General features: G+C 45.3%; 18 protein-coding genes. 4 read left to right on the forward strand and 14 right to left on the reverse strand.

Features of this window, described 5'->3' with window-relative positions:
• Nucleotides 1–47 precede the first annotated feature (47 nt).
• Genes V7R55_RS17905 through V7R55_RS17915 form a run of 3 tightly spaced genes read right to left on the reverse strand, consistent with a single transcriptional unit; the run spans nt 48 to nt 3,969 of the window.
• On the reverse strand, nt 48–1,250 hold the full coding sequence (locus tag V7R55_RS17905) for a pectinesterase family protein (protein ID WP_334060603.1): 1,203 nt from the start codon (nt 1,248–1,250) through the stop codon (nt 48–50).
• Nucleotides 1,251–1,263: 13 nt separating this feature from the next.
• Complete coding sequence (locus V7R55_RS17910) at nt 1,264–2,730, reverse strand: glycoside hydrolase family 28 protein (RefSeq protein WP_334060604.1); 1,467 nt, start codon at nt 2,728–2,730, stop codon at nt 1,264–1,266.
• Between the two features lie 33 nt (nt 2,731–2,763).
• Nucleotides 2,764–3,969: a glycoside hydrolase family 88/105 protein gene (locus V7R55_RS17915; RefSeq protein WP_334060605.1), complete on the reverse strand. Its 1,206-nt coding sequence runs from the start codon at nt 3,967–3,969 to the stop codon at nt 2,764–2,766.
• Between the two features lie 681 nt (nt 3,970–4,650).
• Between V7R55_RS17915 and V7R55_RS17920 the strand changes: the two genes are divergently transcribed.
• Together V7R55_RS17920 and V7R55_RS17925 are read left to right on the forward strand one after the other, a co-directional pair.
• Nucleotides 4,651–7,350, forward strand: coding sequence for a TonB-dependent receptor (locus V7R55_RS17920; RefSeq protein WP_334060606.1), 2,700 nt, complete (start codon nt 4,651–4,653; stop codon nt 7,348–7,350).
• 203 nt (nt 7,351–7,553) lie between these two features.
• Nucleotides 7,554–8,489, forward strand: a complete 936-nt coding sequence (locus V7R55_RS17925) for a rhamnogalacturonan acetylesterase (protein ID WP_334060607.1) — start codon at nt 7,554–7,556, stop codon at nt 8,487–8,489.
• A 139-nt stretch (nt 8,490–8,628) separates the two neighbouring features.
• Here V7R55_RS17925 and V7R55_RS17930 read toward each other — a convergent pair whose 3' ends face one another.
• The 11 genes from V7R55_RS17930 to V7R55_RS17980 all read right to left on the reverse strand — a co-directional run bounded on the left by V7R55_RS17930 (nt 8,629) and on the right by V7R55_RS17980 (nt 20,492).
• A complete protein-coding gene (locus V7R55_RS17930) occupies nt 8,629–9,600 on the reverse strand; it encodes a sugar kinase (protein WP_334060608.1) in 972 nt (323 codons plus the stop codon).
• Nucleotides 9,597–10,235 (reverse strand): bifunctional 4-hydroxy-2-oxoglutarate aldolase/2-dehydro-3-deoxy-phosphogluconate aldolase, encoded by a 639-nt coding sequence (eda, locus tag V7R55_RS17935; RefSeq protein ID WP_334060609.1) that lies wholly within the window; start codon nt 10,233–10,235, stop codon nt 9,597–9,599. Before eda ends, V7R55_RS17930 begins: the two co-directional genes overlap by 4 nt.
• A complete protein-coding gene (locus V7R55_RS17940) occupies nt 10,235–11,776 on the reverse strand; it encodes a mannitol dehydrogenase family protein (protein ID WP_334060610.1) in 1,542 nt (513 codons plus the stop codon). Before V7R55_RS17940 ends, eda begins: the two co-directional genes overlap by 1 nt.
• A 2-nt stretch (nt 11,777–11,778) precedes the next feature.
• Nucleotides 11,779–13,194: a glucuronate isomerase gene (gene uxaC / locus V7R55_RS17945; protein ID WP_334060611.1), complete on the reverse strand. Its 1,416-nt coding sequence runs from the start codon at nt 13,192–13,194 to the stop codon at nt 11,779–11,781.
• An 11-nt stretch (nt 13,195–13,205) separates the two neighbouring features.
• Nucleotides 13,206–14,696, reverse strand: a complete 1,491-nt coding sequence (locus V7R55_RS17950; protein ID WP_334060612.1) for a UxaA family hydrolase — start codon at nt 14,694–14,696, stop codon at nt 13,206–13,208.
• 209 nt (nt 14,697–14,905) lie between these two features.
• Entirely contained in the window at nt 14,906–15,922 is a 1,017-nt protein-coding gene (locus V7R55_RS17955; RefSeq protein WP_334060613.1) for a LacI family DNA-binding transcriptional regulator, read from the reverse strand.
• 146 nt (nt 15,923–16,068) lie between these two features.
• Complete coding sequence (locus V7R55_RS17960) at nt 16,069–17,364, reverse strand: TRAP transporter large permease (protein WP_014949873.1); 1,296 nt, start codon at nt 17,362–17,364, stop codon at nt 16,069–16,071.
• Nucleotides 17,364–17,849 carry a TRAP transporter small permease gene (locus V7R55_RS17965; RefSeq protein ID WP_014998737.1) on the reverse strand — a complete coding sequence of 162 codons (486 nt, stop codon included), beginning with the start codon at nt 17,847–17,849 and terminating at the stop codon, nt 17,364–17,366. Before V7R55_RS17965 ends, V7R55_RS17960 begins: the two co-directional genes overlap by 1 nt.
• A 2-nt stretch (nt 17,850–17,851) precedes the next feature.
• Nucleotides 17,852–18,835 carry a TRAP transporter substrate-binding protein gene (locus tag V7R55_RS17970; protein ID WP_334060614.1) on the reverse strand — a complete coding sequence of 328 codons (984 nt, stop codon included), beginning with the start codon at nt 18,833–18,835 and terminating at the stop codon, nt 17,852–17,854.
• A 30-nt stretch (nt 18,836–18,865) separates the two neighbouring features.
• Nucleotides 18,866–19,711, reverse strand: a complete 846-nt coding sequence (gene kduI / locus V7R55_RS17975; protein ID WP_334060615.1) for a 5-dehydro-4-deoxy-D-glucuronate isomerase — start codon at nt 19,709–19,711, stop codon at nt 18,866–18,868.
• Between the two features lie 22 nt (nt 19,712–19,733).
• Nucleotides 19,734–20,492: a glucose 1-dehydrogenase gene (locus tag V7R55_RS17980; protein WP_334060616.1), complete on the reverse strand. Its 759-nt coding sequence runs from the start codon at nt 20,490–20,492 to the stop codon at nt 19,734–19,736.
• A gap of 175 nt (nt 20,493–20,667) precedes the next feature.
• Between V7R55_RS17980 and V7R55_RS17985 the strand changes: the two genes are divergently transcribed.
• A complete protein-coding gene (locus tag V7R55_RS17985) occupies nt 20,668–21,900 on the forward strand; it encodes a DUF4861 family protein (protein ID WP_334060617.1) in 1,233 nt (410 codons plus the stop codon).
• Between the two features lie 452 nt (nt 21,901–22,352).
• Nucleotides 22,353–24,209, forward strand: a complete 1,857-nt coding sequence (locus tag V7R55_RS17990) for an alkaline phosphatase PhoX (RefSeq protein ID WP_334060618.1) — start codon at nt 22,353–22,355, stop codon at nt 24,207–24,209.
• Nucleotides 24,210–24,269: the final 60 nt, after the last annotated feature.

Genomic DNA, 24,269 nt, shown 5'->3' on the forward strand with positions numbered 1-24,269 from the left:
ACCAAGTGGTTACGCAATGTGCTGAGCAAATTACTTTTTAAGTCACTCTATTTATCATCACTTGGAAAATGGTTTGGCACCCAGCCACGCAATACCGCCTCTTTGGTGTAAAACGCCGCGTTTTTATCATTCAGAAAATGAGAGTTTATTGCTGGTGAGGAGACTGCTTTAGGTGCACCTTCTCCATAAGATTGGTATTCGGAAAACCTTGCTTCTGTGTGTGGGTTAAATGGCCTCTTTGCGCCTGATGGCGCAGTTCCACCCATAGTGGTCCAGCGCTTTTGGATGATATGACCTGCCATATAAGTATTGATGAAAGTGGCTTTGCCTACAGCGTAAGGGTTTGCATATCGGCCATCTGAAAAGGTGGTTGTTGGATGCCAAGGTCTTCCAAGTGCCACACTTTCATCTGGAACGCCGTGTTCTCTTTCAAGCCTACAGTTATAGAACGTTAACCCATAAGGACGCTGTAAATGAGTGCTTGGGGCGGTAATGTAGCCTGTTAGTCCTTCGCTATCACCGCCAGAATAACGTGTACGGGAAACAATAGAAACGCTTTCAAAAAACGCGGTGCCCTCACCAAAAATGAAGTCAATGTGTCCTGCTATTGTTCCGCCTTCAATCAGAGCGCGGTCACCTTTTAAATAGAGGGTGTCTTGGTACCCCCAAAGTGCGACATTTTTAAGGTAAGTGCGATCTGAGTTCACGTCGGTTTTAAGCGCTACTGCCTGCGTACCTGATAATCGAGTAGGGTCGTCCTTTGCTTTGACCTCGTTACCGGGATAATCAAAATCATTGGTGATAGTGATATTTTCCAGAGTGACATTATCACCTAAAACCTCCACAGTAGCAGTGCGACGAGTTCCCCATTTCTCATCAGAATTCTCTGCGACTTTTTGACCTGCATATCGATTGAAAACGATAGTCGTTGTTTCTTGCGACTGGCCCACAAAGTGAACATTATCAACGTTTATGACGACACGCTCTCGATAAATGCCTTCGTTAATAAAAACGGTCCATACTTTATCTTTTTGTGGCTCGTGAGACGCGATATAAGCAACAGCTTGGGACACAGAGTTAAAATGAGGTAAAGCGTTCTTACTTACGTCACTGTCATCGTCACTGTCATGTGATTTAGCTACCACTACATCCGTCGTTGCTGGCATTGCCGCGCTTAATCCACTGAAAAATATACCCGCCAGCAACACAAAGGCTAAACTAAGACTGACACGTGCTTTATTAAATTCCATAGTATTTATTCTTCTACAGCCCATGCTTGTTAAATGGTTGGCTATTAATAAACACATTGTTAATTGAAAGGTGCGCTACGTTTTCGATAACGGCATCTTTAAGCGCACGTTTTATCGTTATGTTATTTAACGTCAACCCAGAAATAGGCGTATGGTCATACCCGCGAAGCACAAAGGCCCGGTTAGCTGACGCAACGTTTAAGTTCTCTATAGTGATATCTTCCAGTAGAGGAGGGAAGTTACCGGCATCACCTTCTTCGTAGAAGAAATTCACGACAACAGCGTCTTTCACCGTCCCAATATCGATATTGCGATAGTTTAGATTTTTTAGGTGACCACCCCGAATACTGTTGGTTTTAATTCTAATGCCGCGGTCTAAATCGGGGCTACTCATGGTGCAATACTGAGCATAGAGATTCTCTACACCACCGGATATTTCACTGCCGATCACAACGCCGCCATGGCCAGCCTTCATCTCGCAATGTTCTATGACGATATTACTGCAGGGAACATTGACCCTCCTGCCGTCTGCATTGCGTCCAGATTTAATGGCGATGCAATCGTCCCCTGTATCAAATGTACAGTTAGAGATAAGAACGTTCGTGCAGCTTTCAGGGTCGCACCCGTCCGAATTTGGGCCGAAACTTTTACAGTACACGTCGTTAACGGTGACGTTCTTGCAAAGCACAGGGTTAACTAACCAAAATGGAGAGCGCAGGATGGTAACACCCTCGATAAGTACATTTTCACAACGGTAAGGTTGTATAAACGGAGGGCGCAGGTAGTTATTTTCAAAAACGCGGTCACTAACGGGTGTCCCGTTTTCTACCATTTCTTGCAGTGTATCTCGGGTATACTTTTGGTTCTCAACCGGGTCGTCACCCCATGTTGAAGCTTTCCACTTACCTTTCCACGGCCACCAGTTGTCTTTCGCCGCGCTACCGTCAAGCGTACCTTTGCCGGTAATTGCGATATTACTTTGCTCAAAAGCATAAATAAGAGGGGAGTAACCCATTAACTCCATACCTTCCCAGCGAGTAAAAACGTAGGGTTTGTAATCATCAGGATTAGTAGAGAATTGTATCGTTGCGCCTAGTTCAACATGTAGGTTTATATTGGATTGTAAGTGGATAGGGCCCTTGCATAGCCAATTACCTTTTGGAACTACTACTTTGCCGCCGCCTTGGCTCGCTATTTGAGAGATAGCGTCATGCAACGCTTGCTTAAAATCACTGCCATTTTCATTTAAAAAGTCGGTAACATTAGCTTCGAGCTTTGCAAAGGTGGGGCGCTTTATCATCCCTTTAATAACGTTTGCTTCAGCGTCCCACTGGCGTTGAGTCCTTCCCGTTTCGGTCACATTTGCACATCCAGATAGGAATGTAGGAACGCCTACAGCTATCCCTGAAGCTGCTACAGTGGTGGCGAGACCAGACTTTAAGAAGTGACGTCTGGCATTCGGTGAGTTAGGTCGGACCATCATATACCCCTTTTATTAACGATTTAGCGCTTTTTACTTATTCAAATAATGTGCAGCCAGAATGAATGGGCCTACACCTTTCGCGTCGTTTGCTCTGATTGGCTCACTCATGTAGTAGTCGAATGAACCATCTCTATATGGATTTCCACCAAGACCAGCAACAGCGCAAACTTGCTCAAGGCTGATAACGTTAGTTTCTGGATTAACCGAAATCATTTGATCAAGAAGTCCAGCAAACCCTTTTTCTGCATGAGCTTTGTATTCCTCAGGAAGAAACTTAAGGCTTGCACCTTTAGCCATAGCGTAGGTCAACATTGCTGTACCTGATGCTTCAAGGTAGTTTCCTTCACGGCTTCCCAAGTCAGTAACCTGATACCAAGTGCCTGAATTATGTTGATAGGTAAGCGTAGCGTCGATAAACGCTTTAAAGCGCCCTTGTAACCACGGTGTTTTTGGGTGTTCGGCAGGAACTACTTCTAGCACATCCACCATTGCCATAGCATACCAACCTAGCGAACGTGACCAGTGATGTTGAGAAAGACCTGTTTCTTTATCAGCCCACTTTTGCTTTTTAGATGCGTCCCAGCCATGTAAGGGGAGGCCTGTTTTTTCGTCGTAAAGGTGCTCTTCAATGAGTTCAAATTGCAAAAATACGTCGTCTAGCTCTTTCATATCGCCGTACTTAACAATGTATTCAGCGTAGAAGGGGGCCCCCATGTATAGGCCATCAAGCCACATTTGGTCTGGGTAGCGTTTCTTATGCCAAAAGCCACCTTGCTCGGTACGTGGGTGAGTAGTAAGCTGCGTTCTAAGTAGGTCAGCGGCTTTTTTGTATTTAGGGTTGCCGGTTTCTTCATAGAGGAAAAACAGCACTTTACCAGGGTTAACCATATCAATATTAAACTTATTGATATCATAGGTTTTGATACTTCCGTCTTGTTGAACCAACATGTCGTAGTAACCTTTTACATAAGACAGGAGACGGGGATCTTTAGTTTCTTGATAGACTTCTGTTATGGCAAGAAGGTTGAGACCGTGAACGTAATCCCATTGTGGCTTCTCATCCCAATCGATTTGCCAAGCTTCTGGGAAACGCACCATCTCAGACTCTATCATTCTCATAGACCATGATTTTGTGTTGTCGAGAGGCATTTGTACCCAATCATTTGCATTAGCAGCGGAAGAAACAAACGCCGTGCAAGCTACCACGGAAGCTGCGCGTAGAATACCTTTTAGCATAACAAACCCTTATTTTTATAACATTGTAAATACACTTTGTGCTACCGGTAGCATAATGGTTTTTATTTGCTCATATGTCAACGGAATTATCTACATTTGTTAACTTTTATTTTACGAGTCAATAAAGCGGCTTAAATTTAATAAGTAGCTGTATTTATTGGGCTTGAGCCTCTTTTTTCTCTTTGTTACGTCAACTCAAGAAGTATCTTTCTCTCTAATTATTGTCTACCAAACTCCTACTTATTGTAAATTTTTTCTACAAACCTGTTGCCACCGGTAGCATAACTGGTTAGGATGTAAATCAAATGTAAAGCTTGAGTGTTGTTTTCGAGGTTTACATTATTGCCGAAGAGAAGTTTTGCGTTAATTAGAAGATATAGCTGTACCCTGCAACGCTTCTTATTCAAGGTTTTGGCGGTTCATGAGACCACCATAGAGAATGAATTAGCATTGACGCGTTTTCGCTTCCTTAACAGCCAAGACGTGCTATTGGATAATTGTAAAGCGTTGACGGTATTAATTACTAAAATGTTATCCGGTGGCATAAAAGGGAGTGAAATGGTTAAATACGATAAATGTTGAATTTGTGTAAATTTGAATAGTTCACACACGTTTTAAAAGCATCTTCACTTTTTGTCAGTATGCGCGTCTCTTATAAATATAAAAACCGGAGAAACAACAATGTTACCAAAGAAAAAGCAACTCGCTGTTCTTGTTACGCTAGCGTTGTCAGGCGCACATATTCATGCGCAAGAAGCCAAAGACGAACAAACTAGTGAAACCGAAGCACAAAATATGGAGGTCATCGAGGTATCTGGCTTTCGTGGGTCTCTCAATAAATCACTGATGGAAAAGCGAACATCAGTTAACAGCAAAGAATCTATAGTTGCGCAAGATATTGGTAAATTCCCGGACCTAAATATTGCTGAGTCAATTCAACGTGTACCCGGCGTAGCTATTTCTCGTGAAGGTGGGGAAGGTCGCCAAATTACCTTACGTGGTTTGAGCCCTTCTTTTACCCGCACAACACTAAATGGCATGGAAGTACCAGCAAGTACAGATGGTACAGACTCAGGTGGCGGTGTTAACGGCGGACGTGGCTTCGACTTTAACATTTTCGCATCTGAGTTGTTTAACCGCGTAGATATTCAAAAATCTCCTACAGCTTCAATGGAAGAAGGTGGTATTGCAGGTACCGTTGATCTTTATTCAGCAAAACCGTTCGATTATGACGGTTTTAAATTCGTATCATCCCTTCAGGGCGGGTATAACAGCATTACTGAAGAGACTGATCCACGTGCAGCCTTTATGATCAGCAACCGTTTTGCTGATGACAAAGTGGGCGTATTATTTTCTGCCGCGTTTTCTGAGCGCACAGTAAGGCAGGAAGGTTTCGGAACTGTTCGTTGGACAACACCGGTTCGCGACGGGGGCGGCATCTTTGCCGACACGTCTGATACTGTTGTGAACGGTACACCAGATGTCGGCGATTGCGAGTATCAAGGCGAATCTGTTGATCCTGTTAACTGTTTGTGGACACCGCGTTTACCGAGACCTGATTACTTCGGTAATGACCAAGAGCGTACTGGTTTTACGGGGTCTATTCAGTGGGCTGCAACAGACAATTTCACACTAACGTTAGACGGTTTAGTGTCTAAGCTTGATAACACACGTACCATGTATAACTTCTTCCATATGTTTAGAAGTACATTCGATGAAATTACCCCTACCTCTATTACGGTACATCCAAACGGCAAACAGGTGCTGGCTGGCACTTACGACGGTATCAAATCGCGTATAGAAAGCCGCTTACAAGAATCAACCACTGACTTTAGCCAATTCGTGATTTCTGGCGAGTGGTTTATTGGTGAAAACCTTAAACTTGATATGATGGCAGGTACTGCAGAATCTGACGCTCGTTCAGAGCAATATCGTTACAACATGACGCTACTTGAAGAAACGAGCTATGGCTTTGATTTCAGCAACAATATCAACGCTCCGCAACTTACTTACGGCTATGATGTAAATGATGCAAGTAACTATAATTTAAGCGACGGTCGCTTACGCGCCACCGATGTGGTGCGTGAAAACGACACGGTTAAGTTTGATGCCACTTATCTTGGAGACGAAGTCACTATTAAGGCCGGCTTTGCTTATAACGATCGTGTTGTAACTTACAGCGAAGAGCAAATCAATGGCTTCCCAGACCAAGATTCGGCGGTGGGATTTGCCGAAATGATGCCTGTAGATGACTTCGGTAGCGGTTTTGATGGACCACTTGATCCGTTCCTTGTGGCTGACTTTGACGCTATTAATAGCCAATTGCTAGACGTTGTATGGACACCACGCTCTGCACAAAGCTGGCAAGTAGGTGAGGAAACCTCTGCTGCTTATATCGAGATGGATACTAGCTATGAGATTGGCGACATGTTGCTTCGCGCCAACTACGGTGTGCGTTACGTGAAAACAACTACTACCTCCGAGGGCTTTATTCAAGGTGAAACCGTACAAATTGAAAATGACTACAACAACTTTTTACCAGCGGTTAACTTAGCACTAGAAGCGACCGATGACGTGGTTGTTCGCCTTGGCTTAACCCAGTCTATGACGCGCCCAAGCCTAAATTCTTTAAACCCTGGCAACCCAAGCTTTGATTATATTAACGGCTCGGTGAGCGTAGGTAACCCGTTCTTAGATCCATTCACGTCTGATAACGTAGACTTTGGCGTGGAATGGTATTTTGATGACGAAGCGCTACTAGCAGCAACAGTGTTCTACAAAGACATTGATAACTGGATTGTTCGCGCATCAGAAGAGCGTCTAGTCGACAGTGCTTACTACGACTTTATCGACAACGATGCACAGTTTGACCCTTTAATTGCGCTAGACCCACGCACTATTCCATACGAGCATAGCAGTCCAATTAATGCTGAAGACAGAAGTGTAAGCGGTTATGAGCTAATTTATCAGCAGCCGCTAAGCTTTCTACCAGGCCTGTTCGAAAACATGGGTATCGTGTCGAACTACACTCACGTTAACGCTGACGACATCGAAGGTATGAGTGAAACATCGTACAATTTTACGGTGTATTACGAAACAGACCAATACGGTGCGCGTGTGTCAGTTAACAAACGTGACGATTACCTGACAGACTTTACTGGCAGCAATGGTAACGTTGCGCACGGTACGACAGGACCTACGCAGGTAGATTTCTCGTCATTTTATAACGTAAACGACGAGCTAACGTTGACCTTTGAAGTCATTAACCTTACCGATGAGTACGAGCGCTTGTTTACCACGGGTGATGGCTCTTTGAACTTGGTACGTGAGTACAACCACACGGGCCGTCAGTTCTTCTTGGGCGCTCGTTATACTATGTAAAAAAACAGGCCGGCCAATTATGTTGGCCGGCCTGAGATAATAATTAAATGTTGTGTTCCGTGAAGACGGGTGTGTTTGGCCATCGTAATGATGGCCTTTTTTATGTGCAAAAAGTGTAGGCCGGGAAGAGTTCAGCACGCCTCTACCTCACTTTTTGAGCAATTTGCATCGCAACAATAGAAATATTGAAAAGGAGAAAAGGTGTGAAAAATTCAAGTAAACCCACCACAGGCAAAATATTCACCGCGCTGCGCTACAGTCTTGCAAGCGTTTTTGTTGTATCGAGTACTTTTGCAGTGGCAGACCAGCAAGGCACGAGTACACTTCACATCAGGTACGCGGCGCAATCTAGCGCTTATGCACTTACCAGTTCGGGTTCCCAAAGTACTTCAATCCAAGCCGCTGCTAATAGAGAAAGTGAAGAGGCTGTAAAAGCTCCACTCTACAAAAAGCCAGTTACCCTACACCTGGTCGGCGATTCAACCATGTCAGACAAGCCCATGTTGTCATACCCAGAACGCGGGTGGGGGCAGCTTCTTCCTGAATTTATGCTGCCCAATCTTAATATTAAAAACCACGCGGCTAACGGCAGAAGCACAAAGCGTTTTGTGGATGAGGGACGTTGGCAGCTTCTGTTATCCGATCTGTCTGAAGGTGATTTTGTGGCTATTCAGTTTGGTCATAACGATCAAAAACAGTCGGATCCCGCTCGCTATGCCGACCCGGAAAATGCTTATCCAGCTTACCTAAATCAGTTTGTTCAGGATGTTGAAGCAAAAGGGGCATCAGTGATTATCGCAAGTAGTATTTGCAGGCGTCATTTCACTGACGAAGGTGTGTTAAAACGGACGTTGCTGGCGTATGCCGATGCTGCGAAGAAAGTGGCAGCACAAAATAACGTGCCATTTATCCCTATGAACGCTTTAACTTGCGATTTTCTTGCTCAGGTAGGCGAGCCTAACAGCAACCATTACTTCATTAAGGTGCCCGCCGACCTTTATGCGCGCTACCCTGAAGGCAAAACGGACGACACTCACTTGAACGTTGTGGGCGCGGCGAAAATGGCGCAAATATTCGTGCGAGAGCTAAAAGCGACAGCGCACCCACTGGCAAAATACGTATATCGAGACACGTTGTAAGTTCACATAAAAATGAAGTGGCGCGTTATTGCGGGCGTGCCGCGTTCTTTAGTGGGGGATCGCCTTTATCTTAATTAGCGTGCTTGCTTATGGTTACAATGGCAGGAAATAGAAAAGAAAAAGGAATGCCACATACCGACTATAGCGACGGTATGTGATTAGTGAAGGCATCGCCTGATATAATGGCACCGGGGTAGGTAATCACAGTCGCTGCCACTTTTGCCCCATAGCTCGCGCTCTCGACAGGCTTTCTACCTGCAAGTCGAGCGGCCATATAACCGCCATTAAATGCATCGCCAGCAGCTGTTGTATCAACCACCTGTTCAACACGCTCAACAGGCACAATACATTGTTCTTGTTGACGGAGTATATGAACGCCAACCGCCCCGTTTTTCATAACGATTTCTTCAATCTGTTTGTCGGCTAAATAGCTAAATATTTCATCAGCATTAGTGTGGCCAAACAGCATTAAATGGTCATCTGCGCCAGGGAACGCTAAGTCTGCTTCAGCATAAGCCTTACCCGTCCAGTATTTAGCATCTTCTTGAGATGACCAAAGGCGTGCTCGATAGTTGGGATCGAAGGCAATCTTACTGCCTTTGGCCTTGAGGGACGAGATCAGTTCGAATAGTGTAGCACGCTGTTCGTCATCTAAAATGGCAATAGAGATACCGCTTAAATAAAACCAATCACAAGCAAATTCAGCGCCCTTCATAATGTTGAGCGTCTGTGTTGCTGCAGACTGGTTACGCCAATATGCAAAAGTTCTTTCACCTTCGTTGTCGTTGCGGATCATATACAGGCCAAGGTTACGCGACGACGAGCGAAATACTAAATCAGTGTTAATTTCGTGCTCACCCATTTTAAGCAGCAGCTCATCGCTTAAAAAGTCTGCGCCTATAGCCGTTAAGTAACTAATGGAAGATGAAGGCAAGCAGCGTTTTAAATAAACCGCAGTGTTGTACGTGTCGCCAGCAAAGCTTTTCGCCATCAGATTATTATCTGTGTTTTCATCGCGCGTACTAACTGATGACTCACGCTGAGTGCTTCGAAGCTCTACCATGCACTCGCCAAAAATAACCATTCTTTGGTTGGTATCAACTATGCTCATGCCGCAGCCTCATCAAACAATGTTAGGCTTTGTTGACATGCCAAAGTTATAGCTTGCCAATTTTTTGCTTCAATGGCTGCCTTTGGCATCATCCATGTACCGCCTACTGCTCGAACATTGCTAAGCGAGAGATACTCATTCGCGTTGTCGCCATTAATGCCGCCGGTAGGGCAGAAGCAAACATCGCTAAATACGCTTGAAATCGCTTTAAGAAAAGGTGTTCCGCCGCTAAGACTCGCAGGAAAGAACTTCATCTCACGAATGCCTTTTTGGTGCGCCAAAAGAATATCGGCAGGCGTAGCGACGCCCGGCAAAAAGGGTGCATTAGACGCAATCAGAGTATCTAGCAATGTCTCTGAGCTTGTGGGCGTTATCAAAAATTGCGCACCTGCATCTAACGCTTCAAATACGTGGTTGCGATTTAACAATGTACCCATACCCACAACGAGTTCAGGAAACTGTTTTCTAATGGCTGACAGGGCTTCAAATGCTGCGTCGCTGCGTTTCACTACTTCTATGTTGCACAGGCCGCTATTTGCAATTGCTTCTGCTAGGTGAAGCCCCTCGTCAACAGATTTAGGCTGAATAATAGGGAGTAATGGGGCGCCTTTAAGCATGGAAAAGGTACTTTTCATCACGCGGTTCCTTTTAGTGAATCTAGCGAACTTTCTGTTAACGTAGTGGGAGCAGAACCTTGCTGACCTTCGTTGCTGTTTTCGTGCGATAAAATATCAAGTAGCTGATTAACTTTTTCGAGTACTTTTTCTTTGAACGTGGTGTTTACCGACAGTTCGGCGAACATGGTTTCAAGAGAAAGCAATTTTTTAGAAAGTTCTATTGCCTGAAAGTCTACCGATTTTGCTGTGGCCCTTAACATACTATCTAGCGGGTCAGTGATAGTTTCGTTTAGACGTGCCTTGTTGTTTACAAATAGGCACCATGCCGCAACGGCACTGCAGAGCAAATCAATATTTCGTTTTGCTTTTAGGTTATCGCGTACTGTGTCGAGAATTCGAAATGGGATTTTCTGTGACCCATCCCAAGCAATTTGCGACAAAAGGTGGCGAATATGCTTATTCTCATAGCGCTTAACAATGTCTTGTGCGTAAGCGTTCAGATCGAAGTCTTGTGTTCCGCTATCGGCATTCTCGTTATCACTGGATAGAGACGGAACAATTTCTTCTTTCAACATGGTTTGAATCAGTTCCTTTATGGCTGGGGTACGCATTGCGTCGAATACGGTTTCCTTGCCAAGCAATAACCCTATGTAGGCCAGTGTTGAATGTGTGCCGTTTAGAATGCGAAGCTTAGCTTTTTCAAAGAAGCTCACATCATGAGTAAAAGTAACGCCAACTTTATCCCAAGCAGGTCGTGGGCCAGAAAAATTATTTTCAATTACCCATTGAGTAAATGCCTCTCGCTGAATAGGCCAGTTGTCAGTTAAACCCAACTCAGCGACAACGTTGGCTTTAAAGCTTTCTTCAGTTGCCGGCGTGATACTGTCAACCATAGTGCAGGGGAAGGCGATGTTCTCGGTTATCCACTGGCCTAATGACTCGTCAGTTTTATTGGCGAACTCGGTCACCGCTTTTTGAAGCTTTTCACCGTTGTCAGACACGTTGTCACAGCTGATAATAGTAATATCGGCATAACCTGCCTGCTTACGTTGTGCCAGCGCTTGCACGATAAGGCCAACTGCACTTACCGGTGTTTCTGGTGTGACTAAATCAGCTTTAATATCCGGATGGTCAGTATCTAGATGACCTTGTGCATTAAGACAATAGCCCTTTTCTGTCACGGTAAGCGTAACAATTTTAGTTTGCTTGTTTACCAGCGCAGCTACAATGTCTTCACGATCATGTGCTAATGTTGAAAGAGTTTTAATTGCGCCGATAATGTGGGTTTCAGGCTCGTTATCAACAATACACAACGCATACAGGTTGTCTTGCGTAGCTAACGCTTCTTTAAGTGATGCGCTGCGCATCGATACTCCGTGAATACGCCAGTCGCCCCCGTAAGCCAGCGCTTTTTCTGTGTAATACGCTTGGTGCGCACGGTGAAAGGCGCCCGGGCCAATATGAACAATCCCACAACCGGTTGCTTCTAGGTCGTAAGTGGGTTTACTAACGCTGTTACTTAAAAGAGGTAGCGTTGAAATTGATAACGGCTTTGTCATGATTACCCCAGTTTGTACGCTTGTTTAGCAAAATCATAAGTGAGTTTTCTTGCAATGCTGGCCGCTTCTGTTTCACTGATACGGTGCTCCACAACTAGCTGTGCAAGGAAGCGACAATCAATGCGTCTGGCAACATCATGACGTGCAGGAATAGACAAGAACGCGCGCGTATCGTCATTAAAACCAACAGTATTGAAGAAACCTGCGGTTTCTGTCACTTGATGTCTAAAGCGCAACATGCCTTCAGGGCTATCGTGGAACCACCAAGAAGGACCAAGTTTCAGGCAAGGGTAGTGGCCTGCAAGTGGTGCTAATTCACGGCTGTACGTGGTTTCATCTAATGTAAATAGAATAATGTCGAGGTTAGGCTCGTTACCGTATTTACCGAGTAATGGGCGAAGCGCTTTAACAAAATCTGTTTGCATTGGAATGTCGTGGCCTTTATCGCGACCAAATTGGGCAAAGAGCTGACTGTTGTGGTTTCTAAACGAACCAGGGTGAATTTGCATCACCATGCCGTCTTCTACACTCATTCCCGCTAATTCGGTAAGCATTTGCGCTCTAAATAGCTCTTGCTCTTCAGTGTTACTGTTTCCACTTCTTACTTTATCGAATAAAGCAATACACTCAGCTTCACTTAAATCAGCTGTGTTTGCCGTTGGGTGTCCGTGATCTGTTGCTGTCGCACCGTGCTCTCTAAAGACGGCACGTCGCGCGCGAATTGCGTTCAGGTAGCCCTGCCAGGTTGCAGTGTCTTCACCGGTGAGTTCACCAAGTTTCTCAATGTTTGAAACAATATCTTCGCGTGAAGCATCGACTACATCATCAGGTCTAAAGGTGGTAATAACCCGCTTTGCCCACGGTGTATCTTTAATCGCTGCGTGATGGGGAAGGGCATCAAGCGCACCTTCGGTGGTAGCAATCACTTCAATATTGAAGCGGTCCATCAGTGCACGGGGTTTAAAGTCATCCCCTTGAAGCTGCGCAGTGATGTGGTCGTAATAATGCGTTGCGTTGTCGCTACACAACATCTCTCGCAAACCAAATACATCGTGAAATACAGTGTCTAACCACAAACGCGATGGTGTGGCAGCAAATAGATGATAGTTATCTGCCAAAAGTTTCCAGATTTTACGTGGATCCTTTTCCGTTTCGCCGCCGTCCCAACGTGGCACACCAATATCGGTTAATTTAATTCCTTGGCTATACAGCATTCTGAACACATAGTGATCAGGGGTGATAAACAACTCGGTTGCATTGGTGAAATTATTGTTTTGTGCAAACCAACGTGGGTCAGTATGGCCATGTGGACTTATGATAGGGAGATCTCGAATTTCCTTATACAGCGCCTTTGCAACACTTCGGGTTGCTTCATCGGCAGGAAAAAGTCTATCTTCATGTAATAATATCGATTCCATAACGCTCTCTTTTAGAGGGTGACGCCACGTTTCCAAATAGCAATCTCATGGCTGCCATTCTTCTCGTTGCAGGTTTGTTGACCAGATGCCACTGCCAAGCAATGTTGGAGTAGCGCTTCGGCACACTTATCGATAGAGACGCCTTCTAGAACTTGTCCAGCGTTAAAATCTATCCAATGTGGCTTCTTATTAGCGATATCTGAATTTGACGATATCTTGACTGTGGGTACAGGAAAACCAAGGGGCGTGCCTCGGCCTGTGGTGAATAAAACGATATGTGCCCCCGATGCTGCCAACGCCGTTGAACTAACGGCATCGTTACCAGGTGCTTGTAATAAACTTAAGCCTTTATCTTGCTTGGGCTCGCCATACTGCAAGATAGACTGAATAGTAGACGTTCCACCTTTTTGAACCGCGCCGAGAGACTTTTCCTCTAGCGTGGTTAAACCGCCTGCCTTATTGCCTGGAGACGGGTTTTCGTAAATAGGTTGGTTGTGGGCGATAAAGTAGTTCTTAAACTCATCAATCAGCGAGTTAAACGCCTCGAATACGTCTTTGTTTTTAGCGCGATTCATTAAGAGCTGTTCGGCACCGAACATTTCTGGCGTTTCGGTTAAAATGACCGAGCCACCTAGATTACACATTAAATCGGTAACACGCCCTACTGTTGGATTGGCAGTAATACCGCTAAAAGCGTCGCTACCACCGCACTTCATACCTAAGGTTAATTCGCTAGCGTCTATGGGCTCACGTTTGTCATTAGCCATTACTTTTAACAAGTCATAAACCGCATTGACGCCTTCTTCTAACTCATCTACCACTTCTTGTGCGTTGTAGAAGCGAACCCGATTTGCCGGTTTATCAACGTGAGGCAGTAAACTCTTAAGCTGATTGTTTTCGCAACCCAAGCCTACAATTAACACCGCACCAGCGTTCGGGTGAGATGCGAGAGAGGCTAAGATAGTGCGCGTGTCATCTAAATCATCGCCCAGCTGAGAACAGCCAAAAGGGTGGGTAAATGCGCGGAACCCGTCGCACTCGCTAGCGAAACGACGGTTACATTCGTTGGCAATACGGTCTGCTGTTCTATTTACGCAGCCTACGGTATTGATGATCCATACTTCATTGCGAATACCCACTTTTCCATTTTCTCTTCTGTAGCCCATGAACTGTAACCCAGAAGTAAGATGGTTTTGTTTTGAAGCGGTATTTGACGGCGCGTAAACGTATTGTTCAGTGCCTTTTAACTTAGTCTTGGCGTTATGGCTGTGAACATGTTCACCAGCATTAATTTGGCGTGTTGCAGCACCAATGCTGAAACCATATTTTACGATGTCGCCACCGTCTGACAGGGTAACTAAGGCAACTTTATGGCCGGCAGGAATGTCTTGGCTAACTGTAATGTCATATTCAGCGATGTAAGTACCAGCCACGATAGGGCAGGTTGCAACCGCAACGTTATCGTTATTATGCACTTTAACTAGTTGTGTTTTAACGTCCATTACAAGTCCTGCTTTATCTTCACGGCTTATTTAACCGCTAAGCGTCGCTAAATAAGCACTGAGTATTTAAAAAGAGCGATAGATTAGAAAACGTTGTTTTTTACGCTCTGTTTACAAATTTTTTATTTTTAACATTCTTGTCTAAAAGTATGCCACCGGTGGCATAATAGGTCGAAAAAGAAGTGTTAGCAATACTTCATTGTAAAAAATCACACTTTTTTGATTGAATCGCGAATAATTAGGTGAGGTTTGACCAGATAGGTTTCGGTTTCACTAACTTCACTGCCTTCGATGTGCGCAATGATTTTACGCGCTGCGATAGCTGCCATATCGCCAACGGGACGTTGGACAGTCGTAAGGGCAGGGATTACACGTGCCGCAAGTAGGTTGTCATCGAACCCCGCGACGGATAGTTCGTCAGGTACGGTTATTCCCATTTCATGAGCCACTTTCAATACGCCTGCTGCCATTTCATCGTTATTTGCAAAAATAGCTTTAACTCGTGGCGACTGGATGAGTAATTGACGCGCGCATTCTATACCGCTTTCGAAGCTGTTTTTACCCTCAATTACTCTGTTTTTAGGAACATCGACACCTAAACCGTTAAGCGTTTCAACAAAGCCTTCCAAACGCTCTTTCGATGAATAATACTGTTGAGGACCGCTGATAATACCAATATCTTTATGGCCCAGTGACACCATGTAGCGCGCTAAATCGCTCAGCGCCGCTCTATCATCACTCACTACAATATTTTGATGGTCATCTAAGTCTACTGACGCCATTCGCACATAATTGATGCTCTTTTGTTGCAGCGCGTCAGCTAATAACTTAGATTCGGATACCGGTGGCAATATGATGACACCGTCTATGTTTGAACGACGTACAAAGTTAATGCAGTCTTCTACGAAACCTTCGGCATTGTAATTACAAGGATGTACAACTAACTCATAACCCTTTTGAGAACATATGCTTAACACGCCTCTTTGCACTTGGTCGATATACAAAGCATCGGGGTTGTCGTAAATTAGGCCTATCAAGTAAGAGCGGCTAGTACTTAAACCACGCGCTTGCTTGTCAGGGGCAAACCCCGTTTCTTGAATGACCGCTTCAATGCGCTCACGTGTTGCTTTTCCCACATTGGTCGCACCGTTAATGACGCGTGACACGGTACGTTTAGATACCCCAGCTAAAGCTGCAACATCATTGATAGTCGGGCGCTTGTTCATAATTCTCTGTTTTTCCGCGCTATTATGTCGTTACTTCCGATATTACCACACAAATACGGGCAATATGTTTTTGATACTTAAAAGTGAAAGTTCGTGTGATCAAACTCCGCCTGACCACACCTTTCAGTCTTGATGATTCTACCTTACTAAAATCCTAGTGCACGCGGTAGCGCTTCGCTGAACCATGCGACATAAGTAACCAGCATAAGAACAACAAACATAGCCACATATAAGGGTATTAGCGGTCGAATGATGTTCTCAAGTTTGGTTTTGGCAATGGCACAGGTAATGAAAAGTACGGCGCCGACGGGCGGTGAGCACAATCCAATAGAGAGGTTGAGCACGAGCATGATGCCGAATTGCAGTTCGCTCATTCCAAGTTCTAAGGCCACCGGCAAAAATATGGGCGTAAAAATAAGTACGGCAGGTGTCATATCCAAGAATGCACCCACCACGATAAGCAATAGATTGATTAAGAGAAGAATAAGTAATGGGTTATCGCTTATCGACAACAATGCGTTACTTAAAGTTTGCGGAATGTTCTCGAACGACAATAGCCAAGACATCGCTGTTGAGGCGGCGATAAGCAGCATTACAATTGCCGTCGTTTCTGCCGCCTTCAAGAAAATATCAGGTAGGGCTTTCGCATCCACTTCTTTATAAAACACCACAGCTAACAGCAATGAGTAAACCACCGCAATGGCTCCAGCTTCGGTAGCGGTAAAAACGCCGCCCACAATGCCGCCAATCACTAAGAATATGAGGAATAGGGAAGGGAGTGCTGCGATAGTTTTTTCGACAACTACTTTAATAGGAAGTCGCGGCGATAGCGGGTATCCCTTCATTTTTGCGTAGATAAAGCACACCAGCATGAGCGCTAGACCCACCATAATGCCTGGAATATAGCCAGCCATAAAGAGGGCGGCGATGGATACGCCACCGCTAGCGATTGCGTATACAATTAAGATATTACTTGGTGGAATTAACATTCCCGTAGTTGATGCAGCGGCAGTGACCGCTGCGCTAAAATTCGGCTCGTAGCCAGCTTTTTTCATTTCGGGCAACATGAAGCTGCCAATAGCAGACGTAGTCGCTACCGCAGACCCTGAAATTGCACCAAAAAGCATGCAGGAAACAACGTTGACTAAGGCTAAACCACCTGGAAGGGCACCAATAAGCGCCATTGCACATTCAATTAATCGTTTGGCTATCCCGCCGCGTCCCATGATAAGGCCAGATAACACGAAGAAAGGAATTGCCAGTAGCGCAAAGCTATTAAGGCCACCTGCCATACGCTGGGCAATAGTAATGGTAGCCGGAGCAATGTCCATGCTCATTACCATAGCAAGCAGCGTAGCTACACCAATACTGATTGAAATAGGAACATTTAAAAGAAGGAGTACAAAAAAGGCGACGACTAAGATAATACCGGTCAGTTCCATTACGCTGACTCCTTATTGTTGTTTCGCCACAGCGTAGTAATGTTTACCAGTGCATAGGCAATGATAAGGCCACCAGACAGGGGCAGCACACTATAAATAAGGCCCATTTTTACACCCAGAGCCGCCGAGATTTGTTCTAATTCTAGGGTGAGAGACACAAGCTCGGAACCACCGTACACCATCACTAATACACAGAAAATGATGACGATAATCTCAACGCAGGTGAGTAATAACCTTTTTACTTTACGCGACTGGCGTTCAACAATTAAATTGAAGCCTAAATGCGCATTTTGACGATACGCATAGGCAGCACCTAATATGCCAATCCAAATAAGTATGAATCTAGATAATTCTTCGGTGATTGATGCTGGGTCTTTAAGTACATAACGCGAGACCACTTGCCAAATTACAGTAAGTAAAATACTCACCATGGCTGCAATAAGGGTACCTGCTAAGGCTTTGTCGATGAGGCGTATTATTGTCATTGTTACATCGCTTTTATTTGCGTAATTAAGTCGCCAATTGGCGTGTCTTCAAAGCTCTTGTGAAAAGGCTTTACCGCTTCAACGAAAGGCGCTTTATCAGGCGTAATAACTGTGACGCCTTCGGCTTTAACCTTTTCTAAAGAGGCTTGAGTAGATGTTTTCCAAAGTTCACGTTGGTATGCAACGGAGTCTTCCATTGCTTTGGTTAGCCACGTTTGCTGCTGTTCGTTCAAACTTTCCCATACCGGCAGCGATGCCAGCATGACGTCCGGAACACTGGTATGCTCGTCAAGGCTGTAGTAACGGGCAATTTCATAGTGACGAGAAAGGTAGTAGCTAGGTGGATTATTCTCAGCACCGTCTACAACGCCTTGCTGAAGCGCAGTGTACAATTCTCCCCAGGCAACGGGGGTTGCAGCTCCCCCAAGTGCGCGAACTGTTGCTACAGCAGTAGGGCTGTTCAACACGCGAATTTTGAGCCCGTTCAGATCGCTTGGTGTTTCTATTGGTTTATCGTTGGTGTAAAAACTACGGCTTCCCGCATCGTAATAGCCGAGACCTTTAAGTCGGAAGTCTTCAACACCAGATAGCAACTCATCGCCTAAATCGCTGTTTAGTACACGCCAGAAGTGTTCGTTATCGCGGAAGATGTAGGGAATGCTAAAAATCTTCATTTCCGGCGCAAACCCTTCCAGAGGACTTGCCGACACTTTAGTCATAGCGAGTGAGCCAATCTGCAGCAGTTCTACCATCTCTCGCTCGGTTCCGAGCTGGCTGCTCGGGTAAATAACCACACTCATTGTACCGTCAGAATAGTAATCTAGGCGCTCTCCAAGATATTCCATTGCTTTATGTACTGAGTGTTGAGTGTCCAACGTATGTCCTAAGCGCAATACGGTGACTTCCCCTTGCAATTCATTTTGAGAACACGCCGATGCAAGCAACAAGGCTGTAGCAGATAGAGTGAGTTTTATATACCGCAACATAATCATTACACCTATTTAGAACAACGCTGCTTAGCGCAACTCTGACGGCGGAAACTTATCCATATCATCGTAATCTAAATTCTCACCCGCCATTCCCCAGATAAATGCATAGCTTCCAGTACCTACACCACAGTGAATGGACCAAGGTGGCGATACCACTGCTTCTTCATTCGCTACGAAAATATGGCGAGTTTCATGAGGTTCGCCCATGAAGTGACATACTCGGCTTTCGCTGTCCATATCAAAGTAAAAGTACACTTCATTGCGTCGGTCATGCTGATGAGCAGGCATAGTGTTCCAAACAGAGCCTGTATGAAGACGTGTCAACCCCATCTGTAATTGACAAGTATCGACAACAGAATTGATAAGTAACTGTTTGATATCTCGTTTGTTAGAGGTTTCCTGACTACCTAGATGAAGGACATTTGCATCTTTGCTGCCTATTTTTTTGCATGGGTAGGCATGATGAGCTGGCGCTGAATTTAAGTAGTACTTGGCAGGATTAGACGCATTATCTGACTCGAAAATGACTTCTTCATTACCTTGGCCTATGTACAGGGCCTCTTCATTATCCAAATGGTAAGTGGTGCCTGAAACGGTAATGGTTCCTGGTCCGCCGATATTAATTACACCTACTTCGCGGCGAGCGGTAAAGAAAGGCATTTTCAATTGATCTTCAATAGTTTCCAGCGTTAAGGCACTTGTGGTAGGTACGGCACTTCCGAGCATAAAGCGTTCGTAATGGGTGTAAATCCAAACTACTTTACCTGTCGTCATGAGGGTGTCGACTAAAAACGCATCGCGTAATTCTTGAGTGTTATATGCGTTTGCTTCTTTGCGCCCAATCGCATATCGAGTATCTATTTTTTCGTTCATAGCTGTTTTCCTTGTTCGTGAATTAACGTGCTAGAAAGCCGCCGTCGACTGCTAGGATATGGCCGTTTACATAATTGCTTGCTGGGCTTGCAAGAAATACTGCCGCACCGGCTAAATCTTCGCTTTCCCCCCAGCGATTAGCAGGAATGCGGGCACATATCTCAGCACTGCGCTTTTTGTTGTCTTGTAACGCTTGAGTGTTATCGGTTTTGATATAACCGGGAGCAATTGCATTCACCTGTACATTGCGTTGACCCCATTCGTTTGCCAGCGCTTTCGTAAGGCCTGCAATCGCATGTTTACTTGCTGTGTAAGCAGGAACAGTGATGCCACCTGTATAACTTAACATTGATGCAATATTGATGATCTTGCCTTGCTCACGTTCTACCATCGATTTCCCAATAATTTGGCTAAGTAGGAAAGCTGAATCGATGTTGACAGCAAGCACATTTCTCCACTCGTTAAAAGGGAAGTCGGTAGCCGGGGCTCTGAAAATAGTACCCCCGTTATTCAGCAGGATGTCGATGTGTCCTTTAAAGCTTAACGCATCTTCAGCAAGTTTAACTACCGCGTCAGCATCAGCTAAATCGGCGTCTAGTGCTACTGCTTGACCGCCTTCACGTTGAATCTTACGCAGCGTTTCGTCACAGCCACCAGCTCGAGAGCTAGCGCAGATGACGAATGCGCCAGAAGTGGCGAGCGCCAGAGCAAGCGCTTGGCCTATACCTCGACTTGCTCCGGTCACTAATGCGGTTTTACCCTCTAGGCTAAAATTGACCATGTAATTTACCTTTTATTAAATGGTTCATTGGCATGCCAAATTTTATCGGCATACTAAATTGAAAAATCTCGTTAACAAAATATAAAATAATTGCCACCGGTGGCAATTGTCAATATATTGTTTCAAAATATCGTAAATTAGTTAAACGTGTTAACAACCGGTGGAGAGCATAAAAGTGAAGAGATTTAGTAAGATAGGTTTAATTCTGATGCCATTGTTGGCAAGCTGCTCACAAGGAGATATAAAGTCGGCTTTGTCGGTAAAGGTGAAAAATTCGGCAGACGGTGGTAGCGGTGATCAAATTTTCGAAGTATCTCTGCCCCCGCAATACTTAGGATGGAAGTTAAAACAATACCCGTCAGAATGGATAGAGAATAGGGAAGGTCAAGCGGTGTTATTAGGTGCGGTATCCATTGCGCCAGGGAGCAGTGCGTTGCTAGAACTTGTGCCACCAGAGCAACAAGCCAACGTTAACCTCAAAGACAGGGCGCATGCTGAACTTTCCGTAAGGACGGGAGGACAGTGGCAAGATGCAGCGTATAGTGCTGAAGGTTTTTCTTTTGAAGAAGTTACTTCATTCACATCGCCTCCACAATTGACCGATCATTCTTACTTTTTGCGTTACGAAGGACCAGGCTGGGAGTCTGATCAAATGGGTTATCGCCTCTATCTTGATTGGCGCAACGCTATTGATGTCTTCGTTAAAGCGAACGACAGTGTGGTACTCCCTGAAGTGGGGCAAGACGGCTACGATAGCTATCACAATTTATCTTCGTGGGGCGGAGACGCGCTTAAAGTTGGTAAATCGTTGGGCGTGGGTGCGCTAGGTCGATTAACAGAACAAGAAACCCAAGACTCCTCAACGCAGACAGTCGTGCATTTTCAGCATGTAGAGAGTACGCAGTACCAATTGGTATCGAATTCTCAGTTGCGGGCTGAGTTCGAGGTTGGCTACGAAGGGTGGTCATCGTCTGATGCGAAAGCGGACAGCATCGACGTTACCACGCACTATCGCATTGATGCGTTCGACCCCACAACCCACATCAGTGTTTCCATTTCAGAGCCTTCAGATAATATTGTCGCGGGTTTAGTGGCGCATGATGGAATGCAGGTGATTAAAGCTGAGCGCGGAGAGTGGGGCGTGATTGCTACTTGGGGGGCTCAAAGTATCTTGGCAGATAATGACAACTTAGGATTGGCTCTTATTTACCGGTTAGATCAGGTCGAAAAGATTTTTGAGGGTGAACATGACCACCTTGCATTATTTAAACCTTTAACCGCTTTAGACTATAAAATTCTCGCGGTTTGGCCCAAGCGCAGTAGCGATATACAAACAACAAAACAGTTCGAAGATTATCTGGTTAATAAGTTAAAAGCATATAATCAACCGCTTACCGTTTTAGACTAAGTATCACCTATTGATTAGGCTAGCGGGCCTTGGCGAAATTCGTAGCCCGTTAGCTCATAACATGTCTTTCTCTCTAATTACCTTCCTCAACTACCCACTATTGCCATTTTTTTCTATCGAATTATTAAGCAATTATGTCCTGTGATGTTCACGCGCATAAAGCTCCGACCAGTGCGGTGCAACAAATAATTCATAAACTGACTGCATGGTTTAGGTTTTCTTGATTGAGCAATCAATAATCCCAATGATACCGGCGCCTTCGCAAATCTTCGCATTTGTTAGATGCGTTTTCTCTGACCCTTGTGTCAATAAAGCTTCACTTTGGTGTCAATTCACTGTCACTGGAATGTCACAAATGTCCTCCAGACTTTCGCCCGCTAAGACCGTTACTGAGGTAAGTCATCTGCTTACCTCCACTCAACATCGAAAACAAGTATAAGCAAGGAACCATAATGAAAAGCGAAACTCTTCGTGGAATTAAGTATTCAGCGATAGCATTGGCTGTAACACTGGGAATGACTGCCTGTTCACTAGAAGGTGATGACGGCGAAGATGGTGTTCAAGGCCCAGCCGGTGAACAAGGCCCAGCAGGCGAGCAAGGCCCCGTAGGTGAACAAGGACCAGCAGGTGACACGGCGGGCACGCTAACACGTATTGCAACGGTTCCGCTTGGTGCAGAAGTTACTGGTATTTTCTTGACTGATGAAGGCGACCTTTTCTTCAACGTTCAGCATCCATCAGGTACAAACGCCGCAACGACAAGTGTTAACGACATGCCAATAAATACTGGTACAGTGGGCGTGCTTGCAGGTGCTAACTTCAACAATCTGCCAGTAACATTACCAAATTCACCTGTACCAAGCTCAGATGAAGAAAAAGAGCTGGTGGTTTCTGCCATTGGTCAATATCAAGTACTCGGACAAACGGGCGACACTTTCGGTACTGACCTACCAGAAGGCTTAGGTCACATCTACACGCTGGATGGCGAAGAGTTGGTTCTTGAAAATGACATGCCTGATTTTAACGGCTTCATTTCAACCGCCGAAGGCGAAGGCTACCTGTTCTCAAACTGGGAAGAACTACCTGGCGGTATGAGCCGCATGAAAGTTGAAAAAGACGAGTTTGGTATGTGGGAAGTAACTGAAGCCATGATGCTGGATTTCTCGCCAGTATGGGGAACGGCGGCAAACTGCTTTGGTTCAATGTCACCTTGGGGTACGCCGCTTACTTCAGAAGAGTGGGTGGTAAATTCGGCAGTTGATACTACAACGTCACCTAGTTGGAATAACCCAGAGGCTGTTTCGACTGATGCGCGTTTAGGTCGTATGTGGCAGATGACAGCGCCAGATGCGCCAAACCCTTATAACTATGGCTACATTGCAGAAGTAACAGAGCCATTGGCTGATGAGCCGGTGATTGTTAAGCACTTCACGATGGGTCGTTATGAGCACGAAAACTCAACAGTAATGCCTGATGGAAAAACCGTTTATCTTTCTCAAGATGACACCGGCGGCGTGCTGTTTAAATTTGTTGCTGATACTGCAGAAGACTTATCTGCAGGTACGCTTTACGGCGCTAAGCTAACTCAAGATGCAGGGCAAAATGACCCAGCAACAACAGGGTTTGCTGTTGAGTGGGTAGAGCTAGCTAGTGGCGACAATATGACTATTCGCGCATGGATTGACGAGTATAACGGTATTGGTACGGACGATTACGTAGATGGCCAAAGCTCTTACATCACAATGGCAGACGTTCAGGCGTGGGCAGATGGCGATGCAACTTACCCAACGGTAGAAGAGGGCGGTTCAAGCGTTACAGCCGGTGAGCCAATGGATGACCGTGTTGCATTCCTAGAAAGTCGTGCGGCGGCTCGTCTTAAAGGCGCAACGGCAGAGTGGAGAAAACTGGAAGGTATCTCTATTAACCAAAAACGCGCGCAAGAAGCAGTAGAAGGCGTCGATACCATTGAAGGTGAAGTTGTCGAGAATGCATACCTCTACATAGGCATTGCAGATATCGACAACACAATGATCGATGATGAAGGCGATATGCAGCTTTCTGCCCGCGTTAAAGATTGTGGTGGTGTTTATCGCGCCAAGCTGGAAGAAGGCTATAACATTTCTCGCATTGAACCTGTAGTGATGGGCGGTACGTATCGTTCAAGCCTAACAGGCGCAGAGCGTTGTGACGTTGAGCAGCTTTCTCAGCCAGATAACGTTGTTGTAATGAACGACGGCCGTATTCTTATCGGTGAAGACGGTTTCCAAGAAAACAACACGCTGTGGATGTATGAACCAGCAGATAAATAAGTTTTCTTTTTAATTTAAAATACGCCGGGTGTTTACGCGCCCGGCCTTTTTCCGTTGTGA

This window comes from Alteromonas sp. S005, from assembly GCF_036864475.1.
In the GTDB taxonomy this organism is placed as follows: domain Bacteria; phylum Pseudomonadota; class Gammaproteobacteria; order Enterobacterales; family Alteromonadaceae; genus Alteromonas.

What these genes read in the sequence shown, in the direction of transcription:
- V7R55_RS17915 (WP_334060605.1), bottom strand. Translation starts at nt 3,969, where the DNA reads ATGCTAAAAGGTATTCTACGCGCAGCTTCCGTGGTAGCTTGCACGGCG.
- V7R55_RS17960 (WP_014949873.1), bottom strand. Translation starts at nt 17,364, where the DNA reads ATGGAACTGACCGGTATTATCTTAGTCGTCGCCTTTTTTGTACTCCTT.
- kduI (WP_334060615.1), bottom strand. Translation starts at nt 19,711, where the DNA reads ATGAACGAAAAAATAGATACTCGATATGCGATTGGGCGCAAAGAAGCA.
- eda (WP_334060609.1), bottom strand. Translation starts at nt 10,235, where the DNA reads ATGAAAAGTACCTTTTCCATGCTTAAAGGCGCCCCATTACTCCCTATT.
- V7R55_RS17940 (WP_334060610.1), bottom strand. Translation starts at nt 11,776, where the DNA reads ATGACAAAGCCGTTATCAATTTCAACGCTACCTCTTTTAAGTAACAGC.
- V7R55_RS17990 (WP_334060618.1), top strand. Translation starts at nt 22,353, where the DNA reads ATGAAAAGCGAAACTCTTCGTGGAATTAAGTATTCAGCGATAGCATTG.
- V7R55_RS17930 (WP_334060608.1), bottom strand. Translation starts at nt 9,600, where the DNA reads ATGAGCATAGTTGATACCAACCAAAGAATGGTTATTTTTGGCGAGTGC.
- V7R55_RS17980 (WP_334060616.1), bottom strand. Translation starts at nt 20,492, where the DNA reads ATGGTCAATTTTAGCCTAGAGGGTAAAACCGCATTAGTGACCGGAGCA.
- V7R55_RS17950 (WP_334060612.1), bottom strand. Translation starts at nt 14,696, where the DNA reads ATGGACGTTAAAACACAACTAGTTAAAGTGCATAATAACGATAACGTT.
- V7R55_RS17965 (WP_014998737.1), bottom strand. Translation starts at nt 17,849, where the DNA reads ATGACAATAATACGCCTCATCGACAAAGCCTTAGCAGGTACCCTTATT.
- V7R55_RS17955 (WP_334060613.1), bottom strand. Translation starts at nt 15,922, where the DNA reads ATGAACAAGCGCCCGACTATCAATGATGTTGCAGCTTTAGCTGGGGTA.
- V7R55_RS17970 (WP_334060614.1), bottom strand. Translation starts at nt 18,835, where the DNA reads ATGTTGCGGTATATAAAACTCACTCTATCTGCTACAGCCTTGTTGCTT.
- V7R55_RS17905 (WP_334060603.1), bottom strand. Translation starts at nt 1,250, where the DNA reads ATGGAATTTAATAAAGCACGTGTCAGTCTTAGTTTAGCCTTTGTGTTG.
- V7R55_RS17920 (WP_334060606.1), top strand. Translation starts at nt 4,651, where the DNA reads ATGTTACCAAAGAAAAAGCAACTCGCTGTTCTTGTTACGCTAGCGTTG.
- uxaC (WP_334060611.1), bottom strand. Translation starts at nt 13,194, where the DNA reads ATGGAATCGATATTATTACATGAAGATAGACTTTTTCCTGCCGATGAA.
- V7R55_RS17910 (WP_334060604.1), bottom strand. Translation starts at nt 2,730, where the DNA reads ATGGTCCGACCTAACTCACCGAATGCCAGACGTCACTTCTTAAAGTCT.